This is a genomic window from Mesorhizobium comanense, assembly GCF_005503535.1.
GTDB classification, from domain to species: domain Bacteria; phylum Pseudomonadota; class Alphaproteobacteria; order Rhizobiales; family Rhizobiaceae; genus Mesorhizobium; species Mesorhizobium comanense.
The window spans coordinates 97,677-117,207 of record NZ_SCNN01000003.1; the positions used below are offsets into that span (position 1 = coordinate 97,677).

At 63.8% G+C, this 19,531-nt stretch carries 19 protein-coding genes; 13 read left to right on the forward strand and 6 right to left on the reverse strand.

What is annotated here, in order from left to right; genetic code table 11:
* Positions 1–30: 30 nt before the first annotated feature.
* From FFS37_RS07080 to FFS37_RS07105, 6 genes are all read left to right on the forward strand, one after another.
* On the forward strand, positions 31–339 hold the full coding sequence (locus FFS37_RS07080) for a UBP-type zinc finger domain-containing protein (RefSeq protein ID WP_137930234.1): 309 nt from the start codon (positions 31–33) through the stop codon (positions 337–339).
* A 776-nt stretch (positions 340–1,115) separates the two neighbouring features.
* Positions 1,116–1,565 (forward strand): RrF2 family transcriptional regulator, encoded by a 450-nt coding sequence (locus FFS37_RS07085; RefSeq protein ID WP_137930235.1) that lies wholly within the window; start codon positions 1,116–1,118, stop codon positions 1,563–1,565.
* A 25-nt stretch (positions 1,566–1,590) separates the two neighbouring features.
* Positions 1,591–2,940, forward strand: a complete 1,350-nt coding sequence (locus FFS37_RS07090; RefSeq protein ID WP_137930236.1) for an FAD/NAD(P)-binding protein — start codon at positions 1,591–1,593, stop codon at positions 2,938–2,940.
* Between the two features lie 527 nt (positions 2,941–3,467).
* Positions 3,468–4,895, forward strand: coding sequence for a pyridoxal-phosphate dependent enzyme (locus FFS37_RS07095; RefSeq protein WP_137930237.1), 1,428 nt, complete (start codon positions 3,468–3,470; stop codon positions 4,893–4,895).
* A complete protein-coding gene (locus tag FFS37_RS07100) occupies positions 4,892–6,067 on the forward strand; it encodes a trans-sulfuration enzyme family protein (protein WP_137930238.1) in 1,176 nt (391 codons plus the stop codon). Before FFS37_RS07095 ends, FFS37_RS07100 begins: the two co-directional genes overlap by 4 nt.
* Before the next feature lie 265 nt (positions 6,068–6,332).
* The gene (locus FFS37_RS07105) at positions 6,333–7,301 is read left to right on the forward strand and encodes a GlxA family transcriptional regulator (protein WP_137930239.1); all 969 of its coding nucleotides are present in this window, start codon (positions 6,333–6,335) and stop codon (positions 7,299–7,301) included.
* 38 nt (positions 7,302–7,339) lie between these two features.
* Here the strand turns inward: FFS37_RS07105 and FFS37_RS07110 are convergent, their stop codons facing one another.
* Positions 7,340–7,753, reverse strand: a complete 414-nt coding sequence (locus FFS37_RS07110) for a DUF6678 family protein (protein WP_137930240.1) — start codon at positions 7,751–7,753, stop codon at positions 7,340–7,342.
* Positions 7,754–7,927: 174 nt separating this feature from the next.
* On the opposite strand from FFS37_RS07110, the gene FFS37_RS07115 reads away from it, so the two are divergent.
* The 4 genes from FFS37_RS07115 (at position 7,928) to FFS37_RS07140 (ending at position 12,003) form a co-directional block, all read left to right on the forward strand.
* Positions 7,928–8,278 (forward strand): hypothetical protein, encoded by a 351-nt coding sequence (locus FFS37_RS07115; RefSeq protein ID WP_137930241.1) that lies wholly within the window; start codon positions 7,928–7,930, stop codon positions 8,276–8,278.
* Positions 8,279–8,724: 446 nt separating this feature from the next.
* Positions 8,725–10,029, forward strand: a complete 1,305-nt coding sequence (locus FFS37_RS07130; protein ID WP_137930242.1) for a M24 family metallopeptidase — start codon at positions 8,725–8,727, stop codon at positions 10,027–10,029.
* A 322-nt stretch (positions 10,030–10,351) separates the two neighbouring features.
* Entirely contained in the window at positions 10,352–11,032 is a 681-nt protein-coding gene (locus tag FFS37_RS07135) for an isochorismatase family protein (RefSeq protein WP_137930243.1), read from the forward strand.
* 5 nt (positions 11,033–11,037) lie between these two features.
* The gene (locus FFS37_RS07140) at positions 11,038–12,003 is read left to right on the forward strand and encodes an alpha/beta hydrolase (protein WP_171026201.1); all 966 of its coding nucleotides are present in this window, start codon (positions 11,038–11,040) and stop codon (positions 12,001–12,003) included.
* Positions 12,004–12,006: 3 nt separating this feature from the next.
* Here FFS37_RS07140 and dnaQ read toward each other — a convergent pair whose 3' ends face one another.
* From dnaQ to FFS37_RS07170, 5 genes are all read right to left on the reverse strand, one after another.
* The gene (gene dnaQ, locus FFS37_RS07145; RefSeq protein WP_137930244.1) at positions 12,007–12,741 is read right to left on the reverse strand and encodes a DNA polymerase III subunit epsilon; all 735 of its coding nucleotides are present in this window, start codon (positions 12,739–12,741) and stop codon (positions 12,007–12,009) included.
* Between the two features lie 209 nt (positions 12,742–12,950).
* Entirely contained in the window at positions 12,951–13,538 is a 588-nt protein-coding gene (gene coaE / locus FFS37_RS07150; RefSeq protein ID WP_137930245.1) for a dephospho-CoA kinase, read from the reverse strand.
* Positions 13,535–14,377: a shikimate dehydrogenase gene (locus FFS37_RS07155; protein WP_137930246.1), complete on the reverse strand. Its 843-nt coding sequence runs from the start codon at positions 14,375–14,377 to the stop codon at positions 13,535–13,537. Before FFS37_RS07155 ends, coaE begins: the two co-directional genes overlap by 4 nt.
* Positions 14,370–14,969: a Maf-like protein gene (locus FFS37_RS07160; protein WP_137930247.1), complete on the reverse strand. Its 600-nt coding sequence runs from the start codon at positions 14,967–14,969 to the stop codon at positions 14,370–14,372. Before FFS37_RS07160 ends, FFS37_RS07155 begins: the two co-directional genes overlap by 8 nt.
* Positions 14,970–15,255: 286 nt before the next feature.
* Entirely contained in the window at positions 15,256–16,077 is an 822-nt protein-coding gene (locus FFS37_RS07170; protein ID WP_137930248.1) for a pyruvate, water dikinase regulatory protein, read from the reverse strand.
* Positions 16,078–16,481: 404 nt separating this feature from the next.
* On the opposite strand from FFS37_RS07170, the gene hemE reads away from it, so the two are divergent.
* The 3 genes from hemE to rho all read left to right on the forward strand — a co-directional run bounded on the left by hemE (position 16,482) and on the right by rho (position 19,499).
* Entirely contained in the window at positions 16,482–17,513 is a 1,032-nt protein-coding gene (gene hemE / locus FFS37_RS07175; RefSeq protein ID WP_137930249.1) for a uroporphyrinogen decarboxylase, read from the forward strand.
* Positions 17,513–18,058, forward strand: a complete 546-nt coding sequence (gene hemJ / locus FFS37_RS07180) for a protoporphyrinogen oxidase HemJ (RefSeq protein WP_137930250.1) — start codon at positions 17,513–17,515, stop codon at positions 18,056–18,058. The genes hemE and hemJ overlap by 1 nt, the downstream gene beginning before the upstream one ends.
* 175 nt (positions 18,059–18,233) lie before the next feature.
* On the forward strand, positions 18,234–19,499 hold the full coding sequence (rho, locus tag FFS37_RS07185) for a transcription termination factor Rho (protein ID WP_137930251.1): 1,266 nt from the start codon (positions 18,234–18,236) through the stop codon (positions 19,497–19,499).
* The last annotated feature ends 32 nt before the right edge of the window (positions 19,500–19,531 follow it).

The window sequence follows — 19,531 nt, forward strand, 5'->3', positions numbered from 1 at the left end:
AACCGGACCTCAACGGACCAGGAGAGTGTGATGGCGGACGAATGCAGACATGCGGCTGGGATCAAGGACGTGACGCCGAGCGCGCTCGGCTGCGAGGAATGTCTCAAGAGCGGATCGTGGTGGGTGCATTTGCGGCTCTGCCGCACCTGCGGCCATGTCGGTTGCTGCGACGACTCGCCCAACCGCCATGCAACAAAGCACTTTCATGCCACCAGCCATCCAATCATCGAGGGCTACGACCCGCCCGAAGGCTGGGGCTGGTGCTACGTCGATGAGGTTTTCCTCGACCTCGGCGACCGCACGACGCCGCAGAACGGCCCGATACCAAGGTTTTATTGAAGCGGCGCACTCCGGCCGGAACACGCTGCGGGACTGCTGGCTGTGATGGGCCGCAGTCCCGGCCGCCAAACTACCCGATCCTGCTCAAACAATCCTAGGGCGAAGCAAGGAGCGAAGCGACGCGGCGCAGACCCTAGGATCCATGCCGGGACGTCAACGCGGCCACCACGGTTCAGGTTCTGCTCCGCTGCACCCTTCGACCCCGATCCCGGCATGGATCCTCGGGTCTTCGCGACGGAGCTTCGCTCCTGCTTCGCCCGTGGATGACGAGGTTGGGGAGGTTCAGGCAACCCCAACAACCGTCAACCATATCCACCTGCGACACGGGAATTCCGACTTTTGCCAACGCCACGCAAACCCGTGCCTCGAACCGCGATGGAATTGACAAGCCGTTCCGGGTGTTCGAGGGTAAGTATAGTATCCTTATCGACATGAGGGAATTGGGGACGACAATGAGCGGGCACTCCATCACCATGATCGCTCGCGGCATGCATCGGCTCCCGGCGCTGCGGAAGCCGGCGCGAGGCAAAGCTGTCCTGCGGGAACCACTTGTCGCCTTCTTGCCGTTGCGGCGCATTTCTGTGCTCTTAATGGCACAAAGGCCTGATAAAATGGCTACAGCGGCTTGAAAACGAAGCAAATTCAACGGTTCTCGGCTTGTACATCATGTCACTAGAATTTATGTGTCATGGATGCTTGGACGCGGCGGGGAGGCACGCCAGGCGTTTCGCAACGGATGGCCTTGCGCCGTCGGACAGGCTGGAAACGTTCGGTTCATGCTCACCAAAAAAGGCAAATACGGCCTCAAGGCGCTGGTCCACCTGGCGGGGATGCCGGCCGGACAGCTTGCCTTCGTCAACGATATCGCGACCGCCAACACCATTCCGAAGAAATTCCTCGACGCCATCCTGGGCGAGCTGCGCAATGCGGGTTTCGTCCAGAGCCGCAAGGGCAAGGATGGCGGCTACCGCCTGGCGCGGCCGGCCGACGAGATCAGGGTCGGCCACGTCGTGCGCGTGCTCGACGGGCCCCTGGCCCCTATCCCGTGCGCCAGCCGCACCCAGTATCAGCGCTGCGAAGACTGCAACGAGGCGACATGCCAAGTCCGACATCTGATGCTGGAGGTCCGGCAGGCGATCGCCGAGGTGCTCGACCAGCGCAGCCTCGCCGAGATGCGCGACATCGGGCTAGACGAATTGCCCGTCGCCACGAAGATCCAGGCCTGACGTCTCACGTCGGGCGGGCACGCGCATGAGCGGGCGCGGCAGTTCCAACTCGATCATCATTGTCGGCGGCGGCGCCAGCGGCGTCGTGCTGGCCGCGCATCTCCTGAAATCGGCCAATCCGGACCTGCGCGTCACGCTGATCGAGAAGCGCCCGCATTTCGGCCAGGGCATCGCCTATTCGACGCTTTTGTCCGCGCATGTGCTCAACGTCAGCGCCGCCGGCATGAGCGCCTATGCCGACGATCCCGGCAATTTCTGGCGATGGCTGCAGGCGGGCGGCCTGCTTGGCCAGGATCAGACGCCGCTCACGCCATTCTACGCGCCGCGCAGCGTCTATGCGCGCTATCTCAAGGAATTGCTTGACGATCTGGAAACGCGTGAGCGTGAAACGGGCCGGCTGCGCCTGATCCGCGAGGAGAGCCTGTCGATCTCGCCAACCGCTTCGGGGGTCGAGGTGACGCTCGCCAACGGCACCAGCGTGGTTGCCCATCTCGCCGTGCTGGCCACCGGCCATGACGAGCAGCCGGCGCAAGGCCATGCTGTCCGGATGGGCTCTGAAGCCGACACAGCGCTCGATCCGGACAGCCGTGTGATGGTGCTGGGCACCGGTCTCAGTATGGTCGATGCGTTCCTGGCGCTGGAACAACGCGGCCACAAGGGCGAAATCATTGCCGTGTCGCGACGCGGCCTGCTGCCGTCGCCGCACCGGAAGGGCAACCCGATCAAGCTCGACGTCGCCGACATTCCTCTCGGCACCCAGCTTTCCTATTTCGTCGGCTGGTTCCGCGACCTGATCCGCGAGAACCAGAAGGCCGGCGTCGACTGGCGCGACGTGGTCGACGGCCTCAGGCCCTTCAACCAGAAGATCTGGCAGAACTGGCCGGCCTCGGCCAAGCGCCGCTTTGTCGAACACACCAAGGCCTGGTGGGACATCCACCGCCACCGCATGGCGCCGGAAGTCCATGCCGAGGTGAGCGAAGCGGTCCGGTCCGGACGCATCCGCCTCGTCGCTGGCCGCGTCGTCGGCATCGATGCCGGCGAGCGCGTCAGCGTCGATATCCAGGCGCGCCACAGCCAGGCCATCGAAACCGTCGAGGTGGCTCGTATCTACGATTGCTCGGGCATCGTGCGGGACATCTCCACCTCGTCCAACAGCGTCGTGCGCTCGCTGGTCGACCGCGGGCTGGCAAGGCCCGACCCGCTGCGCATCGGCCTCGACGTGTCGGCCAATTGCGAGATCATCGCGGCTGACGGCGCGGTGTCGCGAAAGATCCTCGCGGTCGGGCCGCTGACGCGCGGCACCTTCTTCGAGATCGACGCCATTCCCGACATCCGGGTGCAGTGTGCGCGGCTTACCCGGCAATTGCTGGGGTGAGTTATCGGTGGGGTTGCGCTTTATGGCACCCCTTCTGGCCTGCCGGCCATCTCCTCCATCGACTGGCGAGATCGATCAGGGCGAGGCTTGATCGTGATGTGGTTCCCCCAATGTGATGTGGTTCCCCCAATCCGTCGCTGCTTCGCAGCGCCACCTTTCCCCCCTCCGGAGGGAAAGGAAGGGAGCCTTGCTGGACGAGCGCTGGCGGCAAACGGCTTGGCGCCTTTCCTCTCCCCCGTCGATCGGGGGAGAGGTGGCTCGGCAAAGCCGAGACGGAGTGGGGGGTCGACCAGCGCGGCACACGACAAATGCATGCTCCAAGCCGCAGGGAGGTGCCCCGCCAACCGGGCCGCTAACTGGAATTTCATTCCCCGGCTGGCCGGTTGATTGGCACGTTCTATCTTCTTTCCCGAAGCAAACGGCTGGAAAAGACGACAGGTCCGCGAAGCCGGAATGGATTCCTGTCGGCCCTTGCGCAGAATCGGGATAGGCTGGCCGCGCGCCGGAGCTTCCATGGAGCATCTGAGATGAGCAACCCAGAGACCGCGGCACCGGACGCACAATCCTCCCGCCTGCGCCCGCCCTACGGGTCGGTCCTCGACCTGATCGGCCAGACGCCGATTGTCGAGCTGACCAAGTTCGACACCGGCAAGTGCCGGCTGTTCATCAAGCTCGAAAGCCAGAATCCGGGGGGCTCGATCAAGGACCGCATCGCGCTGTCGATGATCGCGGCGGCCGAAAAGGAGGGCAGGCTGAAGCCCGGCGGCACCATCGTCGAGGCGACCGCCGGCAATACCGGGCTTGGCCTTGCCCAGGTCGGCATCCCCAAGGGCTACCGCATCATCCTGGTCGTGCCCGACAAGATGTCGCGCGAGAAGATCCAGCATCTGCGCGCGCTGGGCGCCGAGGTGCGCATGACACGCTCCGATGTCGGCAAGGGCCATCCCGAATATTATCAGGACATGGCGGAAAAGATCGCGGCGGAGGTTCCCGGCGCTTTCTACGCCAACCAGTTCGCCAACCCGGCCAACCCGCTGGCGCATGAGACCACGACCGGCCCGGAAATCCTCTCGCAGCTCGACGGCGATGTCGACGCCATCGTGGTCGGCGTCGGCTCCGGCGGCACGCTGACCGGGCTTGGCCGCTATTTCGCGAAGCATTCGCCGAAGACCGAGATGGTGCTGGCCGACCCGGTCGGCTCGGTGCTGGCGCCGCTGATCAAGACCGGCAAGATGGAAGAGGCCGGAAGCTGGACGGTAGAGGGAATAGGCGAGGATTTCGTGCCGCCCAATGCCGATCTGGCGCTGGTCAAGAAGGCCTATTCGATCACCGACAAGCAAAGCATGCTGGCGGTGCGCGATCTGCTGTCGCGCGAAGGCATACTGGCCGGTTCGTCGTCGGGCACGCTGCTGTCGGCGGCACTGCGCTACTGCCGCGAGCAGACATCGGCCAAGCGTGTCGTCACCTTCGTCTGCGACAGCGGCAACAAGTACCTGTCGAAGGTGTTCGACGATTTCTGGCTGGCCGAACAGGGCCTGGCCGAACACGAGCAGCATGGCGATCTGCGCGATCTCGTCATGCGCTCGCATCGCACCGGCGACACAGTGTGGGTCGGCCCGGACGAAAGCCTGCTCAACGCCTATGGCCGCATGCGCCGCTCCGACGTCTCGCAGCTGCCGGTGCTGGACGAAGGCAAGCTTGTCGGTATCGTCGACGAAAGCGACATACTGGCCAAGGTCGACGGCCCCTATGACGGGCGCTGGGACCGCTTCAACGGCCCGGTGCGCTCGGCCATGACGTCCAGCCTGCACACGCTGCAGGCCAGCCAGACGCTGGACGCGCTGCTGCCGGTGTTCGACCGCAACGAGGTGGCCATCATCTTCGACGGCGACGAGTTCGTCGGCCTGATAACCCGCATCGACCTGATCAACCATCTGAGGCGCCGCGCAAAATGACGACAGCAGCATCCGGCAAGAATCGCCTGGCCTTCTCCACCCGCACCATCCATGGCGGCCAGAGCCATGATCCGCTGACCGGCGCGGTCATGGTGCCGATCTACGCCACCTCGACCTACGGCCAGCAATCACCCGGCGTGCACAAGGGTTTCGAATACGCCCGCAGCCAGAACCCGACGCGCTTCGCCTTCGAACGCGCCGTGGCAGACCTTGAGAGCGGCTCGGCGGCCTTTGCCTTCGCCTCGGGGCTGGCGGCGATCTCGACCGTGCTGGAGCTGCTCGACAGCGGCGCCCATATCGTGGCCACCGACGACATCTATGGCGGCTCGTTCCGGCTGATGGAGCGGGTGCGCAAACGCTCGGCCAATCTGCAGGTCTCGTTCGTCGACTTCACCGATCTCGCGGCGGTGGAGGCGGCGTTCCGGCCGGAGACGAAGCTGCTCTGGGTCGAGACGCCGACCAATCCGCTGCTTCGCATCGTCGACCTCGAAGGCGTGGCGGCGCTCGCCAGACGCAAGGGCATCCTGTCGGTCGCCGACAACACCTTCTGCAGCCCCTACATCCAGCGGCCGCTGGAACTCGGCATCGACATCGTGGTGCATTCGACGACGAAGTATCTCAACGGCCATTCCGACATGGTCGGCGGCGTGGCGGTGGTCGGCGACAACAAGGATCTCGTCGCCCAGCTGAAATTCCTGCAGAACGCCATCGGCGCCATATCGGGCCCGTTCGACAGTTTTCTGGCCCTGCGCGGCCTGAAGACGCTGGCGCTCAGGATGGAGCGCCATTCCGACAACGGGCTGAAGATCGCGCAATGGCTGGAAGCGCGAAAAGATGTGCGCCGCGTCCTCTATCCCGGCCTCGCCAGTCATCCGCAGCACTCGATCGCGGTGCAGCAGATGCACGCTTTCGGCGGCATGATCACCGTAGTGCTCGACCGCGACCTCGCCGGAACGAAGCGCTTCCTGGAACGCACGCAACTGTTCACGCTGGCTGAGAGCCTGGGCGGGGTGGAAAGCCTGATCGAGCACCCCGCGCTGATGACGCACGGCTCCATTCCCGCGGAGAAGCGGGAGGAGATCGGCATTTCGGATTCGCTGGTGCGGCTGTCGGCGGGAATCGAGGACGGAGACGACCTGATCGCGGATCTGGAGCAGGCGCTGGCGGGGTAGAAGCTCCCGCTTAGACGAGCCAATCGCCGAAGCTGGCGCCGCCCCTCATTGCCCTGCCGGGCATTTCTCCCCGTAAACGGGGCGAAAGGGGCTAACCAGTGCCGCCGGTGATTGGCGAAAGCGGCGATGAGAGCCTCCCTCTTCCCGTCACTATACGGGGAGAGGATGCCGGCAGGCAGGTGAGGGGCGGCGCTGACATCTGGTAATATAGATCGTCCCCACGCCCGATTGACCTAGCTCATCATTCGCCCGAACTATTGCGCCCATGGCCGCGCGCGATCCCCAAAAACCCACCGAGCCCGTTACCTTCGCGGTGCTGGTCTTTCCCGGCTTTCCGATGATGGCGTTCAGTTCCGTCATCGAACCGCTGCGCGCCGCAAACATCCTGGCGAAGAAGGAGTGCTACCGCTGGATCATCGTCGGCGCCACGAATGGCGCGGTCGAGGCCTCCAACGGCGTCGTCATCCAGCCCGGTTTCCATGCCAAGGCAGCGCCCAAGGCTGACCGGATCGTCGTCTGCTCGGGCGGCGACGCCGATCATCTCGTCGCCGAGGACGCGGCAAGCTGGATCCGCCGCAGCCTGCGCGGCGGCGCGCATATCGGTGCCGTGGCCGACGCGGCCTTCTTCCTGGCGCGGGCCGGCCTGCTCGACGGCCATGCCTGCACCTTGCACTGGACCAGCCAGGCCGCCTTCACCGAGGCCTTTCCGGCGATCGAGCTCAGGCGCGACCTCTTCGTCATCGACCGCAAGCGCTTCACCTCGGCGGGCGGCGTCGGCAGCCTCGACATGATGCTGGAGATCATCACCCGCGACTATGGCGCCGAACTCGCCGCCGGTGTCGCCGAATGGTTCGTGCACAGCCAGCTGCGCTCCAGCGTCGACCGCAAGCTGATGCCGCTCAGGCTGCGCACCGGGGTTCGCAACGAGCTGGTGCTGTCGGCCATCGCCATCATGGAGGATGCCGTGGAGGAGAGGCTGGGAATGGCCGAACTCACCGCGCGGCTCGGCGTCTCCCCCGACAAGCTCGAACGCTCCTTCCGCTCCGAACTCGCCATCTCGCCCAACGGCTACTACCGGCGGCTCAGATTGAAGCGCGCCGCCGACCTGCTGGCGCATTCGACGCTGGCCGTGCGCGACGTCGCGCTGGCCTGCGGTTTTGCTTCGATGTCGAGTTTTGCCCGGGCGTTTCGCGAGGAGCATGGGCACCCGCCGAAACTTGCGCGGCGGCATTAGGAAGCTTGCCCTCGAAGACCGGGACCAATGAAGCCTGGCTACTTCAGGTGGCCGACGACGCGCAAACCTTGGTCGGTAACTTCGATAGGGAAGCGTTTGCCGGTCGCATCTAGCACCGCGTGAATAGCGTCTACGTCTTGTGAGAGAAGCGCCGGGGGCACATTGTCTGGTCTTGCTACCACCACAACCCGCCGGAATTCAATCCACTCTATCTCGACCAATGGGTAGACATTCAAAGGCCATAAATCCACGTAGGAACGAGGCGGGTATAAGTCGGGAAACACTGGCGACCATTCTTTATCATCGCCGACAAACTTGACTGCGATTCCCTTGACATCAACGCCAGAGGACTCCAATGCCTCGAACAGAGTTCGCCATTTTGTATTTGACATGAGCGAAGCCGCATAATTCTGCGTCGCTTCCTTTTTGGCGCCGAGCCGTCGCGCATTCATGTCTATCGCCGATTCTCTTCTTATTGGCACGATTTAAGCTCCGACAGACATCGATGTATTCACCGGCTTGAGATGCCTCCACAATACCGACGAATGGCCCGACCCTGAGGAAGTGGAAAGCGGTCGGTGCGATCAATACAGTGCCTTTGGATCAGCATGCATCAGGAGATGGAGTTGGACAACCATTTCGGCGATGAAGCATTTGCCTTTCAACCTTGGGAAACGCCTTTTGAGAACTCTGACATCGAACTGATTGATGTCGATTATTCCGAAGGCGGAGCACTGATCTTCCGTGTACGGGTGCAAGATTCAGGCTCGATCTATCGCATTTGCTTTGAGCATGTCTCGGCATTTCGCGTCCTTGACGAGCATGGCCTTCTTGAGCTTTGGGAGAAGACGAAGGAACATGGGGGACGACCTGCCCGCACAACATTCAAGGTCAGAAATCATCTTTGGACGAAAGAGTGTCCAATCTCGTTTGCCGCGTCGTGGAGGCGGTCGATGGGGGCTCAAAGCTATGAGTAGTTCTAAGATGAAGAAATATATCTGGGCGTCGATCTTATACTATGGCGTAGTTTTTCTCGGATTTTTGATACTCCTTCTCCCCGCCACCCTGCTTGGCTTTTGGTGGGGCGTTCTTGCAGGAACCGGGTACCTCGCGCTTTTCATATTTCTCAACGCGTGGCGGCGCAGACGACATCCGCGAAGCGCCTATCAGGTCGAATTGGCTAAACGGAGATTGGACGTCTAGTCGCTTGCTTGCAACGCTGGAGATTGGCGAAAGCCGGGATGATAACTGATCTCCCCCCTTGCGGGGGAGATGGCCGGCAGGCCAGAGAGGGGTGATGTCCCGCCAGCGTTTCGCGCTTAGATCAGCGGTATCCCGCACAACGCATGCGGTTTTCCGCACAATGCCTCCACATCACCTGCGCCATGGTCTTGCCTTGCAACCCAGCCAAGGCCAGGCACCCATGAGCATCGTCGTATTCGACCCCGACAGCACCGAGGACGTCAACTTCAAGGATCGCATGCGCCACCCCGTGGCTTCCGATCCCGCCGGCGGCATGTGGCTGTCCGACACCGAGCCGTCCTTCATCGACGCCGATGCGCTGCGCAAGGGCCGGCTGGCCAAATTGCGCGGCTGGATGCGCGAGGCCGGTTATGGCGGCGTCGTCCTGTTCGACCCCTACAACCAGCGCTACGCCACCGGCTCGCGCAACATGTTCGGCTATTTCCTGCGCAACTCGACGCGGTACTTCTTCATCCCGACGGACGGGCCGATCGTGCTGTTCGAATATCCGCAGAGCTACCATGTCTCCATGGTGCTCGACACGATCGACGAGGCACGTCCTTCCAAGCTCGTCTGGTCGTCGGTCTCGGGGCGCGACGACGAGACCGCCGGTCCGTTCGCCGACGAGATCGCCGAACTCCTGAAGAAGCATGGCGGCGGCTCGATGAAGCTCGGGCTCGACCGCTGCAGCCATCTGCAGGCGCTGGCGCTGGAAAAGCGCGGCTGCGAGGTTCGCGACTGCCAGGGCGAGATTCTCGCGGTGCGCGCGGTGAAGACGCCGGAAGAGGTCAAATGCCTGCTGGCGTCGATGGCCGGCGCGGAAGCAGCGGTGGCGGCGGTGCGCGAGGCGATCAGGCCCGGCGTCTCCGAAAACGAGCTGTTCGCCATCATGTATGGCGAGGTGATCCGCCAGGGCGGCGAATTCATCGAGACGCGGCTTTTGACCTCGGGGCAGCGCACCAACCCCTGGTTCAACGAGGCCAGCGGCCGCAAGATCCGGCCGGGCGAGCTTTTGGCGCTCGATACCGACACGATCGGCTGCTACGGCTATTACTCGGATTTTTCCCGAACCTTCCGCTGCGGTCCGGGAAAACCCACCGCTTACCAGAAGTCCCTTTATCGCATGGCGCATGACCAGGTTCAGCACAACATCTCGATCGTCAAACCCGGCATGGCTTTCCGCGAAATCGCCGAGAAGGCGTGGAAAATCCCGGACCGGTTCGTCGACCAGCGCTATACTTCGGTGATGCATGGCGTGGGCATGCATGGCGAGACGCCGTTCATCGCGCATGCCATGGATTACGAGACCTATGGCCGCGACGGCCATGTCGTGCCCGGCATGGTGGTGAGCGTGGAAAGCTATATCGGCGAGAAGGGCGGCCGCGAGGGCGTCAAGCTGGAGGACGAGATCCTGATCACCGAGACCGGCACCGAACTGCTGTCGCGCTTCCCCTATGAGGATGAGTTTCTGGAGGGGCGAGGTTGATGGGCGCTGTGCATCCTCTGTCGGGCAGCGCAGCCTCCTTTCGCTTTCGTCATCCTAGGGCGGAGCAAGGAGCGCAGCGACGCAGCGCAGACCCTAGGATCCATGCCGTGATGCCGAGGCCCCGCAACGGCTATGGAATTCTGCTCCGCCGCGCCATTCGATCGAAGTTACGGCATGGATCCCTTGGGCTGCGGAGCAGCTCCAGGGGTCTCCGCGACGGAGCTTCGCTCCTGCTCCGCCCGTGGATGACGACGGTTCGGAGCCTTCGAGGTTATGCCAGCGCGGGGGAGATGGTGACGTTGGCATGGGGTCCGGGCGCAGCATGAAAACCCCCATCACCATCAAACGCGGCACCGTCGCCGCCGTCTTCATCGACCTTCAGGAAGAGCACCGGCAGGACCCGCGCTATCTGGTCGAGGGCTTCGCCGGAATCCTCGCCAACGTCCAGCGCCTGCAGGAAGCGGCGCGGCGGAACAAGGTACCGCTGCATCACTGGGCCTATATTGTCGACCTCGACAGCCAGGACCGTCCGTTTCACCCGATCGGCGAGGACGGCAAGTCGGCCTTCTCCGACAAGAGCGATCCGCTGACCGAGATCTGCCATGAAGTGGCGCCTGCCGACGGCGAGGCGTTGCTGATCAAGGCCGAGGCCAGCGCCTTTCGCGGCGGGCCGGTGGCCGGCCGGCTCAAGGCCTCCGGCATAGAATGGCTTGTGGTGGCGGGCGTGTGGACCGAGGCCTGCATCGACGCCACCGTGAAGGATGCGGTGGCGAAGGGCTTTCGCGTGCTTTTGGTCAAGGATGCCTGCGGCAGCGGTAGTGCTGCCATGCACCAGACCGCGATCCTGAACCTCGCCAACCGGCTCTATGGCGGCGCGGTGACCGACACCGACGGCGCCTGCCGGCTGCTGGCGGGCGAGACGGTTACCGTCTGGCAGGTCGAGGGCTCGGTGCCGCTGCGCTTCACCTTCGACAACGCAGCCGATCTCTACGCCGGGCTTTGAGCGCGATGGCGGGCGAGCCTCCAGCCGGACGCGGCAAATACGCCGCCATGCTCGATCAGAAGTTCTGGGATTACATCGATCGGGTCAACGCCTGGTATCCGCCTGAGACCGTCGGCCTGCCGATAGACAAGCAAAGGGACATCTATGACCGGATGTGCCGGGCCTTCCATCAGGCCTATCCACCAAAAGTCACCGCCGGCGACCGGTTGATCAGCCATGGCGACCTGGCTGTTCCGGTCAGGCGCTACCAACTCTCCGGCAAGGCCCCGCGGGCGGCGATCGTCTACTATCACGGCGGTGGCTTCATCCTCGGCGGGCTCGACAGCCATGACGACATCTGCGCCGAACTCTGCGCCGGCACCGGTTTCGAGGTGCTGTCCGTCGATTACCGGCTGGCGCCGGAGCATCCGCACCCCGCCGCCTTCGACGACGCGCTGGCCGCCTTCACCTGGGCGGCAGGGACGAGCAGCCTGCCGATCGTGCTCTGCGGCGAAAGCGCCGGCGGCAATCTGGCGGCGGCGGTGGCGCAAGCGACGCGCCATCATGCCCAGGCGGCGATCGGCCAGGTGCTGATCTATCCCGGGCTCGGCGGCGACGAGAGCCGGGGCTCCTATGTCGAGCATGCGGCCGCGCCGCTTTTGTCGAGCAGGGATATCGCCTTCTACCGCGACATCAGGTCATCACCGGGGCAGTCCGCTGACGATCCGACGTTTTCGCCCTTGCGCGATACCGATTTCTCCGGCCTGCCGCCGACGGTCGTCTTCACGGCCCAGTGCGATCCGTTGTCGTCGGACGGCGAAAGCTATCGCGACCATATCCTTGCCGCCGGGGGCAAGGCGTGGTGGCATGAAGAGCCCCGGCTCGTGCACAGCTTCCTGCGCGCCCGACCGACGGTTCCGGCAGCCGCGCAGGCCTTCGCGCGCATCATCGCGGCGGTTGCCGCGCTTGGCCGACATGAGTGGCCTTACTGACGATCAGCTCTGCGCGGCCGTCGCGTCGGCGGGTTCCTGCGGGTTGAGCTTCAGCCAGAGCGCCTTTTCGCCAAGCGTGGCAACCATGGCTGCATGGGCGGCGCGCTCCGCTTCGGAGAGGCGCGGCAAAAGTGGCGCCGGGCGCTCGGGAATGACGATTTCGATCTGGCGGACGTTCTCGCCGCCCTGCGCAGCGCCACCGGCATTGTCGAGAATGAGCGCGGCCTGCTTGCCGCCGATCAGCTCGATATAGACTTCGGCCAGCAATTCGGAATCGAGCAGCGCCCCGTGCTTGGTGCGCCTGGTGTTGTCGATGCCGTAGCGCCGGCACAGAGCGTCCAGGGAATTGGGGCCCATCGGGTGCTTGCGGCGGGCCAGCGCCAGCGTGTCGACGACGACCCCGTTGTCGACGGGCGGGTGGCCGAGCCGGCCAAGCTCGACGTTGAGGAAGCCGATATCGAACGTCGCGTTGTGGGCGATCAGCTTGGCGCCGTCGGTGAACTTCAGCCACTCCTCGGCGATCTCGGCGAAGGTCGGCTTGCCCTGGAGGTCGGCCGCGCTGATGCCATGCACGGCCTGCGCCTCGGCGTTGATCGCGCGCCCCTGCGGGTTGATGTAGTGGTGGAAGGTTTTCCCGGTCGGGAAACGGTTGACCAGCTCGACGCCGCCCAGCTCGATCACGCGGTCGTCGCGAGAATCGAGGCCGGTGGTTTCGGTATCGAAGATGATCTCACGCATCGAATCAGGTCGCTCCTGTTGGGGGGAGAATCGTGAGAGCGGAACAAAATGGCAATAGCTGTTTTCCCTTCTCCCCTTGTGGGAGAAGGTGGATTGGCGCGCCAGCGCCGAGACGGATGAGGGGTGTTCCAGCGGAATGAGACGTCGGTGTTCCCTGGAGCACCCGGTCGCCTTCGGCGACACCTTCTCCCACAAGGGAGAAGGGAAAATCAGCGCTCGCCGATCAGGCCCGTAACGATCGCATGGACCTGGGCGCGCGCCGCATCCATGCCCTGGCCTGTGTCGACAACGAAATCCGCAAGCTGCCGCTTTTCGGCATCCGGCACCTGCTTGGCCAGGATCGAGGCCAGTTTTTCTTCCGTCATGCCCGGCCGCGCCAGGACGCGCTGGCGCTGGGCCTCGGCCGGCGCGGTGACGACCACGACCTTGTCGACCCGGCCGCGTCCGCCGGTTTCGAACAGCAGCGGTATGTCGAGCACCGCGATCGATTCGCCGGCGCTACGATGCTTGGCCAGGAAGGCGTCGGCGTCGGCGCGCACCAGCGGATGGATGATTGCTTCGAGGCGCTTCAGCGCGTCGGCATCGCCGAGCACGCGCGCGCCGAGCTTCGCCCGGTCTACCACGCCGCCGGCGGTGGTGCCCGGAAAGGCCGCCTCGACCAGCGGGGCGGCCTTGCCGGCATAGAGGCGATGCACCGTCTCGTCGGAATCGTGGACCGGCACGCCGGCCTCGGCGAACATTTTTGCTGTCGTCGACTTGCCCATGCCGATCGAGCCGGTGAGGCCGAGCACGATCATGGTTTCGGAACCAGATCGGCGACGATGAGGGCGCGCAGCTCCGCCGAAACCTTCGGCCTGACGCCGAACCAGCGCTCGAAACCAAGCACCGCCTGGTTGAGCAGCATGCCGAGCCCGTCGACCGTTTTTAGCCCATGCGCGCGCGCCGCAGCAAGCAGCGGGGTCTCGAGCGGCACATAGACGATGTCATTGACCACGGCATGGCCGGGCAGCAGTGCCGGATCGGCCGGCAGGCCCTCATTGCCCTGCATGCCGAGCGCGGTGGTGTTGACGAGCAGGCCGGCATCGCGCAGCAGCTCGGCGGTCGCGGCCGGCCCGTGCGCCGAGACGCCGGCGCCGAAGCGGTCGCGCAGTTCGACCGCCCGCGCAAGCGTGCGGTTGACGATGCGGATATCCCTGACGCCGCGCTGCTTCAGCGCATGGATGACAGCGCGGGAGGCGCCGCCGGCGCCCAGCACCACGGCCGGGCCATTGCCCGCCCAGCCCGGCGCGTAATCGTCGAGATTGGCGGCGAAACCGTGCGCGTCCGTGTTGCCGCCCCAAAGCGTGCCGCCCTCGAACCACAGCGTGTTGACGGCGCCGATTTCGTTCGCCGCATGGTCGCGGCTGGCGACGCCGGCAAAGGCCGCTTCCTTGTGCGGGATGGTGACATTGCCGCCGGCATAGCCGTTCGCACGTAGCCCAGCCAGGAAATCGGCAAAAGCCTCGGGCGCCACATCGATCGCCTCGTAGCTGCCGTCGATGCCATGCTCGGCCAGCCAGTGGCCGTGGATCCTGGGCGAGCGCGAATGCTTTATCGGATGGCCGGTGACGAAAGCCTTCTTGGTCGCTTCAGCCATCGATCGCTCCCAGCGTGCGCAGTTCAGCCAGCAGCGGCAGCAGCGGCAGGCCGACAATGGTGAAATGGTCGCCTTCGATTTTCTCGAACAGCTGGATGCCTTCGCCTTCGACCTGGTAGGCGCCGACGCTGGCCAGCGCCTTGGCGCCGACCCGGGCAAGGTGCCGGCCGATGAAAGCGGGATCGAGCTTGCGCATGGTCATGGAGGCGATGCCGACATGGCGCCACAGCACCTTGCCGTCGCGCACCAGCACGGCGGCGCTGTTGAGCTGATGGGTCTTGCCCGACAGCGCCAGCAGATGGCGGCGCGCGGCTTCCATGTCAGCCGGCTTGTGAAACACTTCATCGCCGAGCGACAGGGTCTGGTCGCAGCCGAGCACCAGCGCGCCGGGCCGGCGCTCGCTGACCTCCGTGGCCTTGGCCTCGGCCAGCACCAGCGCGACATCCTCGGGCGAAGCGCCGCTGTCCTGCAGCGGCGCCTCGAGCGCGCGCTCGTCGAGCGTGGCGGGAACCGCCTCGATGTCTATGCCGGCGTTGATGAGCATCGCCTTGCGGAAGGGACTGCCTGAGGCGAGGATGATTTTTTCGGTCATTTTTCCGTATGGGCGCAAACACGGTGCGGTTGGAATGTGAGCAGCTTTACTTCTGTAAGTCGCCGCCGCCCCTCATTGTCCTGCCGGACATTTCTCCCCGTATAGAGACGGGGAGAAAGATTCAGCGTCAAGGCAGGCGCTCTTTCGAGCAATGCTGGCGGTTGGCGAAACCATCGAGGACAGCACCCCTCACCCCGTCCCTATACGGGGAGAGGATGCCGGCAGGCAGGTGAGGGGCAGCGCCGACCCTCCGTTCGGGAGACTGGGGAAGCTCATTCTCGTCTGCCTATCTGTTCTTCCCGCGCAGGGCAACGATAGCCGCGGCCGTTTCCTCGATCGAGCGGCGGCTGACGTCGATCATCGGCCAGCCGTGGCGCGTGCAGATCTGGCGGGCATAGGCGAGTTCCTCGTTGATGGCGGCGCGGTCGACATAGTCGGTCGGCACATAGGAGCTGCTGTTGCCGAGGATGCGGTTCTGACGGACATGCGAGATGCGCTCGGCGGTGGCGATCAAGCCGACGATCAGCGGGGTCTTGGCGTTGACCAGGCTCTCCGGCACCGGCACGCCGAGCACGATCGGAATGTTGGCGGTCTTGATGCCGCGATTGGCCAGATAGATGCTGGTCGGCGTCTTCGAGGTCCGCGAAATGCCGATCAGCACGATGTCGGCGTCGTCCATATTGGCGGGCAGCTGGCCGTCATCATGCTCCATGGTGAAGTTGAGCGCATCGATGCGGCGGAAATATTCAGCGTCGAGAACATGCTGGGCGCCGACGCGTCGGCCGGCCGGCGTGCCGAGATAGGACTGGAAGACGGTCAGCACCGGTTCCAGCACGGAGACGCAAGGCAGGCCCATGGCCGCGCAGCGCTCGTCGATGCCGCGCGCCAGCTTCTGGTCGACCACCGTATAGAGGATGATGCCCGGCTCTTCCTCGATGTCCTCGAACACCTTGGCGACCTGCTTCTCGGTGCGGATGAGCGGATAGATGTGTTCGATGGCGCGCGCATCCTTGTACTGCGCCGAGGCCGCCCGGCCGGCCGCCAGCAGCGTTTCGCCCGTGGCGTCGGAAATCAGGTGCAGATGGAAGAAGCTCTGGGGTTTGTTCACAGGGTTTTACCTAGGGCTGTGGGCGGATGTGGATAAGGCTGGATGAAATGACGGGCCGGCGGGAAGCGACTGTATCAGATGGCTGGTTGTCCACAATTCGATGCGCTGTAAGCTTCACCGGGCGGCTGGGGACAAGTCCGGGGACGACGGTTTTTGCCTTTCGGCCATCCACAGGGCAAGTCTCGGTGAGGGCAAGCCTAGCGCATTGACTCCAATGGAGGATTCCGGATTGTCCCCAGAACCCTGCAAACCGCGGCGGGAAATGCGCGACAATATGCTTGCTGGTTTTTTGACGGCCAAAGCGGGACAGGTGACAACCAACAGAACCAACAGACTCTTAGAATCAGAAGATTCTTTAAAATAAGATATTTGATTAAAGGGAAGTCTGGGGAAGCGAGCGTTCCATGCCTGCCAAGCGGATCATGCTGGATGTCCTGAAAGGGGAGGCTCATTTTCCGCCTCCGCTCTGGATGATGCGCCAGGCGGGACGTTATCTCCCGGAATACAGGGAAACGCGCAGGCGGGCCGGTTCGTTCCTCGATCTCTGCTACGATCCCGACCTTGCCGTGGAAGTGACGCTCCAGCCGATCGAGCGCTTCGGCTTCGATGCCTCGATCCTGTTCTCCGATATCCTCGTGGTTCCGCATGCGCTTGGCCGCGACGTGCGTTTCGAAGAGGGGCGGGGCCCGCTGCTGACGCCGATCACGGCGGGCGAGATCGCGGCTCTCGGCAATGATGTGTTTCACGTGAATCTCGAACCGGTCTATGAAACGGTCCGCCGGCTGCGGGCGAAACTGCCCGGCGAGACGACGCTGATCGGCTTCTGCGGCGCGCCATGGACGGTGGCGACTTATATGATTGCCGGCCACGGCACGCCGGACCAGGCGCCGGCGCGGCTGTTCGCCTATCGTGAACCGGCGGCGTTCCTGCAACTGCTGAAGGTGCTCGCCGATCATTCGGCCGCCTATCTGATCCGCCAGATCGAGGCCGGCGCCGATGTCGTGCAGATATTCGATTCCTGGTCGGGCGTGCTCGACGATGTCTCCTTCGAGCTGTTTTGCATCCGGCCGGTGGCCGAGATCGTCCGGCAGGTGCGCGCCGTGTATCCCGAGGTTCCGATCATCGGTTTTCCCAAGGGCGCCGGCGCCCGCTACGAGAGCTATCGCCAGAAGACCGGGGTGACCGGGCTCGGCATCGACTGGACGGTGCCGCTGGAGACGGCGAAGGCGCTGCAGCGTTCCGGCGCCGTCCAGGGCAATCTCGACCCGCTGCGCCTCGTCGCCGGCGGCAAGGCGCTCACCGAGGGCGTCGCCGCGATCCTGCAGACGCTGGGAGACGGGCCGCTGATCTTCAATCTCGGCCATGGCATCACGCCGGAGACGCCGGTTGCCCATGTCGAGGCAATGGTGAAACAGGTTCGGAGCGCGGCACGCTGATGACCCAATCGAACAATGGCAGCGGCACCAACAGCACCGGCCAGGCGATGATGCGCATGACCATAGGCATCGTCGTGCTGATCGTGCTGACCGCGCTTTTGTATTTCTTCGCGCCGGAGAGCTTCTATCCCTGGGCGAAGGCGATCCACATCCTCGGTGTCATCGCCTGGATGGCGGGCATGCTCTATCTGCCGCGCCTGTTCGTTTATCACGCGGATGCGCAGAAGGGCTCGGTGCAGTCGGAGACCTTCAAGGTGATGGAGCGCCGGCTGCTGCGCGGCATCATCAATCCGGCGATGATCGTGACCTGGGTTTTCGGGTTATGGATGGCCTGGAAGATCTTCGCGTTCCAGGGTGGCTGGCTGCATGCCAAGATCGGCCTGGTGCTGATCTTGTCGGGTATTCATGGCTATCTCGCCGGCGCCGTGCGCAAATTCGCCGAGGATCGCAACGAGAAACCGGCACGGCACTGGCGGATCGTCAACGAGATCCCCACATTGCTGATGATCGCCATCGTGATCCTGGTTGTCGTGAAGCCCTTCTGAGCTTTTACCGGGCGATCAGGACAGCCGCAAAAGGCGGCTTGCTCTTTCAGAAAACCGACGATACAAGACGGGTCTTCCTTCCCGTCATGCGCCGCCCTTTTCATTCGCTTTCGGCCGCGCCCGGCATTTGTCGCATCCCGCCGATTTTTCCCAAAGCCTACCCAGAGTCTATCTAATGCAAGAAATGAAACTCGCCGAGTTCAAGAACAAGAAACCGCCAGAGCTGATCGCGTATGCCGAATCGCTCGAGGTCGAGAATGCCAGCGTGATGCGCAAGCAGGAGCTGATGTTTGCGATCCTGAAGAAGCTTGCCGCCCAGGACGTCGAGATCATCGGCGACGGCGTGGTCGAGGTGCTGCAGGACGGTTTCGGCTTCCTGCGCTCGGCCAATGCCAACTACCTGCCCGGTCCCGACGACATCTACATCTCGCCGTCGCAGATCCGGCGCTTTTCCCTGAAGACAGGCGATACGGTCGAAGGGCCGATCCGCAGTCCGAAGGAGGGCGAACGCTATTTCGCGCTGCTCAAGGTCAACACGATCAATTTCGATGACCCCGAGAAGATCCGCCACAAGATCCATTTCGACAATCTGACGCCGCTCTATCCGACTTCGCGGCTGAAGATGGAAGTCGACAATCCGACCACCAAGGACATTTCACCGCGCGTGATCGACCTTGTGGCGCCGATCGGCAAGGGCCAGCGCGCGTTGATCAACGCGCAGCCGCGCACCGGCAAGACGGTGCTGCTGCAGAACATCGCGCACTCCATCACCGCCAACCATCCGGAATGCTACCTGATAGTGCTTCTGATCGACGAGCGTCCGGAGGAAGTCACCGACATGCAGCGCTCGGTCAAGGGCGAGGTGATCTCCTCGACCTTCGACGAACCGGCGGTGCGCCACGTGCAGGTCGCCGAAATGGTGATCGAAAAGGCCAAGCGCCTGGTCGAGCATGGCCGCGATGTCGTCATCCTGCTCGATTCGATCACCCGTCTCGGCCGCGCCTACAACACCGTCGTGCCGTCATCCGGCAAGGTGCTGACCGGCGGTGTCGACGCCAATGCGCTGCAGCGGCCGAAGCGTTTCTTCGGTGCGGCCCGCAACATCGAGGAAGGCGGTTCGCTGACCATCATCGCCACCGCGCTGATCGATACCGGCAGCCGCATGGACGAAGTGATCTTCGAAGAGTTCAAGGGCACCGGCAACTGCGAAATCCAGCTCGACCGCAAGGTGGCCGACAAGCGTATCTATCCGGCGATCGACATCCTGAAGTCCGGCACCCGCAAGGAAGACCTGCTGGTGTCGCGCCAGGATCTGCAGAAGATTTTCGTGCTGCGCCGCATCCTGGCGCCGATGGGAACCACGGACGCGATCGAGTTCCTGATCGACAAGCTCAAGCAGACCAAGACCAACGGTGATTTCTTCGATTCCATGAATACCTGAGTTTCGGTCCGGATCAGTCCGGGCCGCGCATT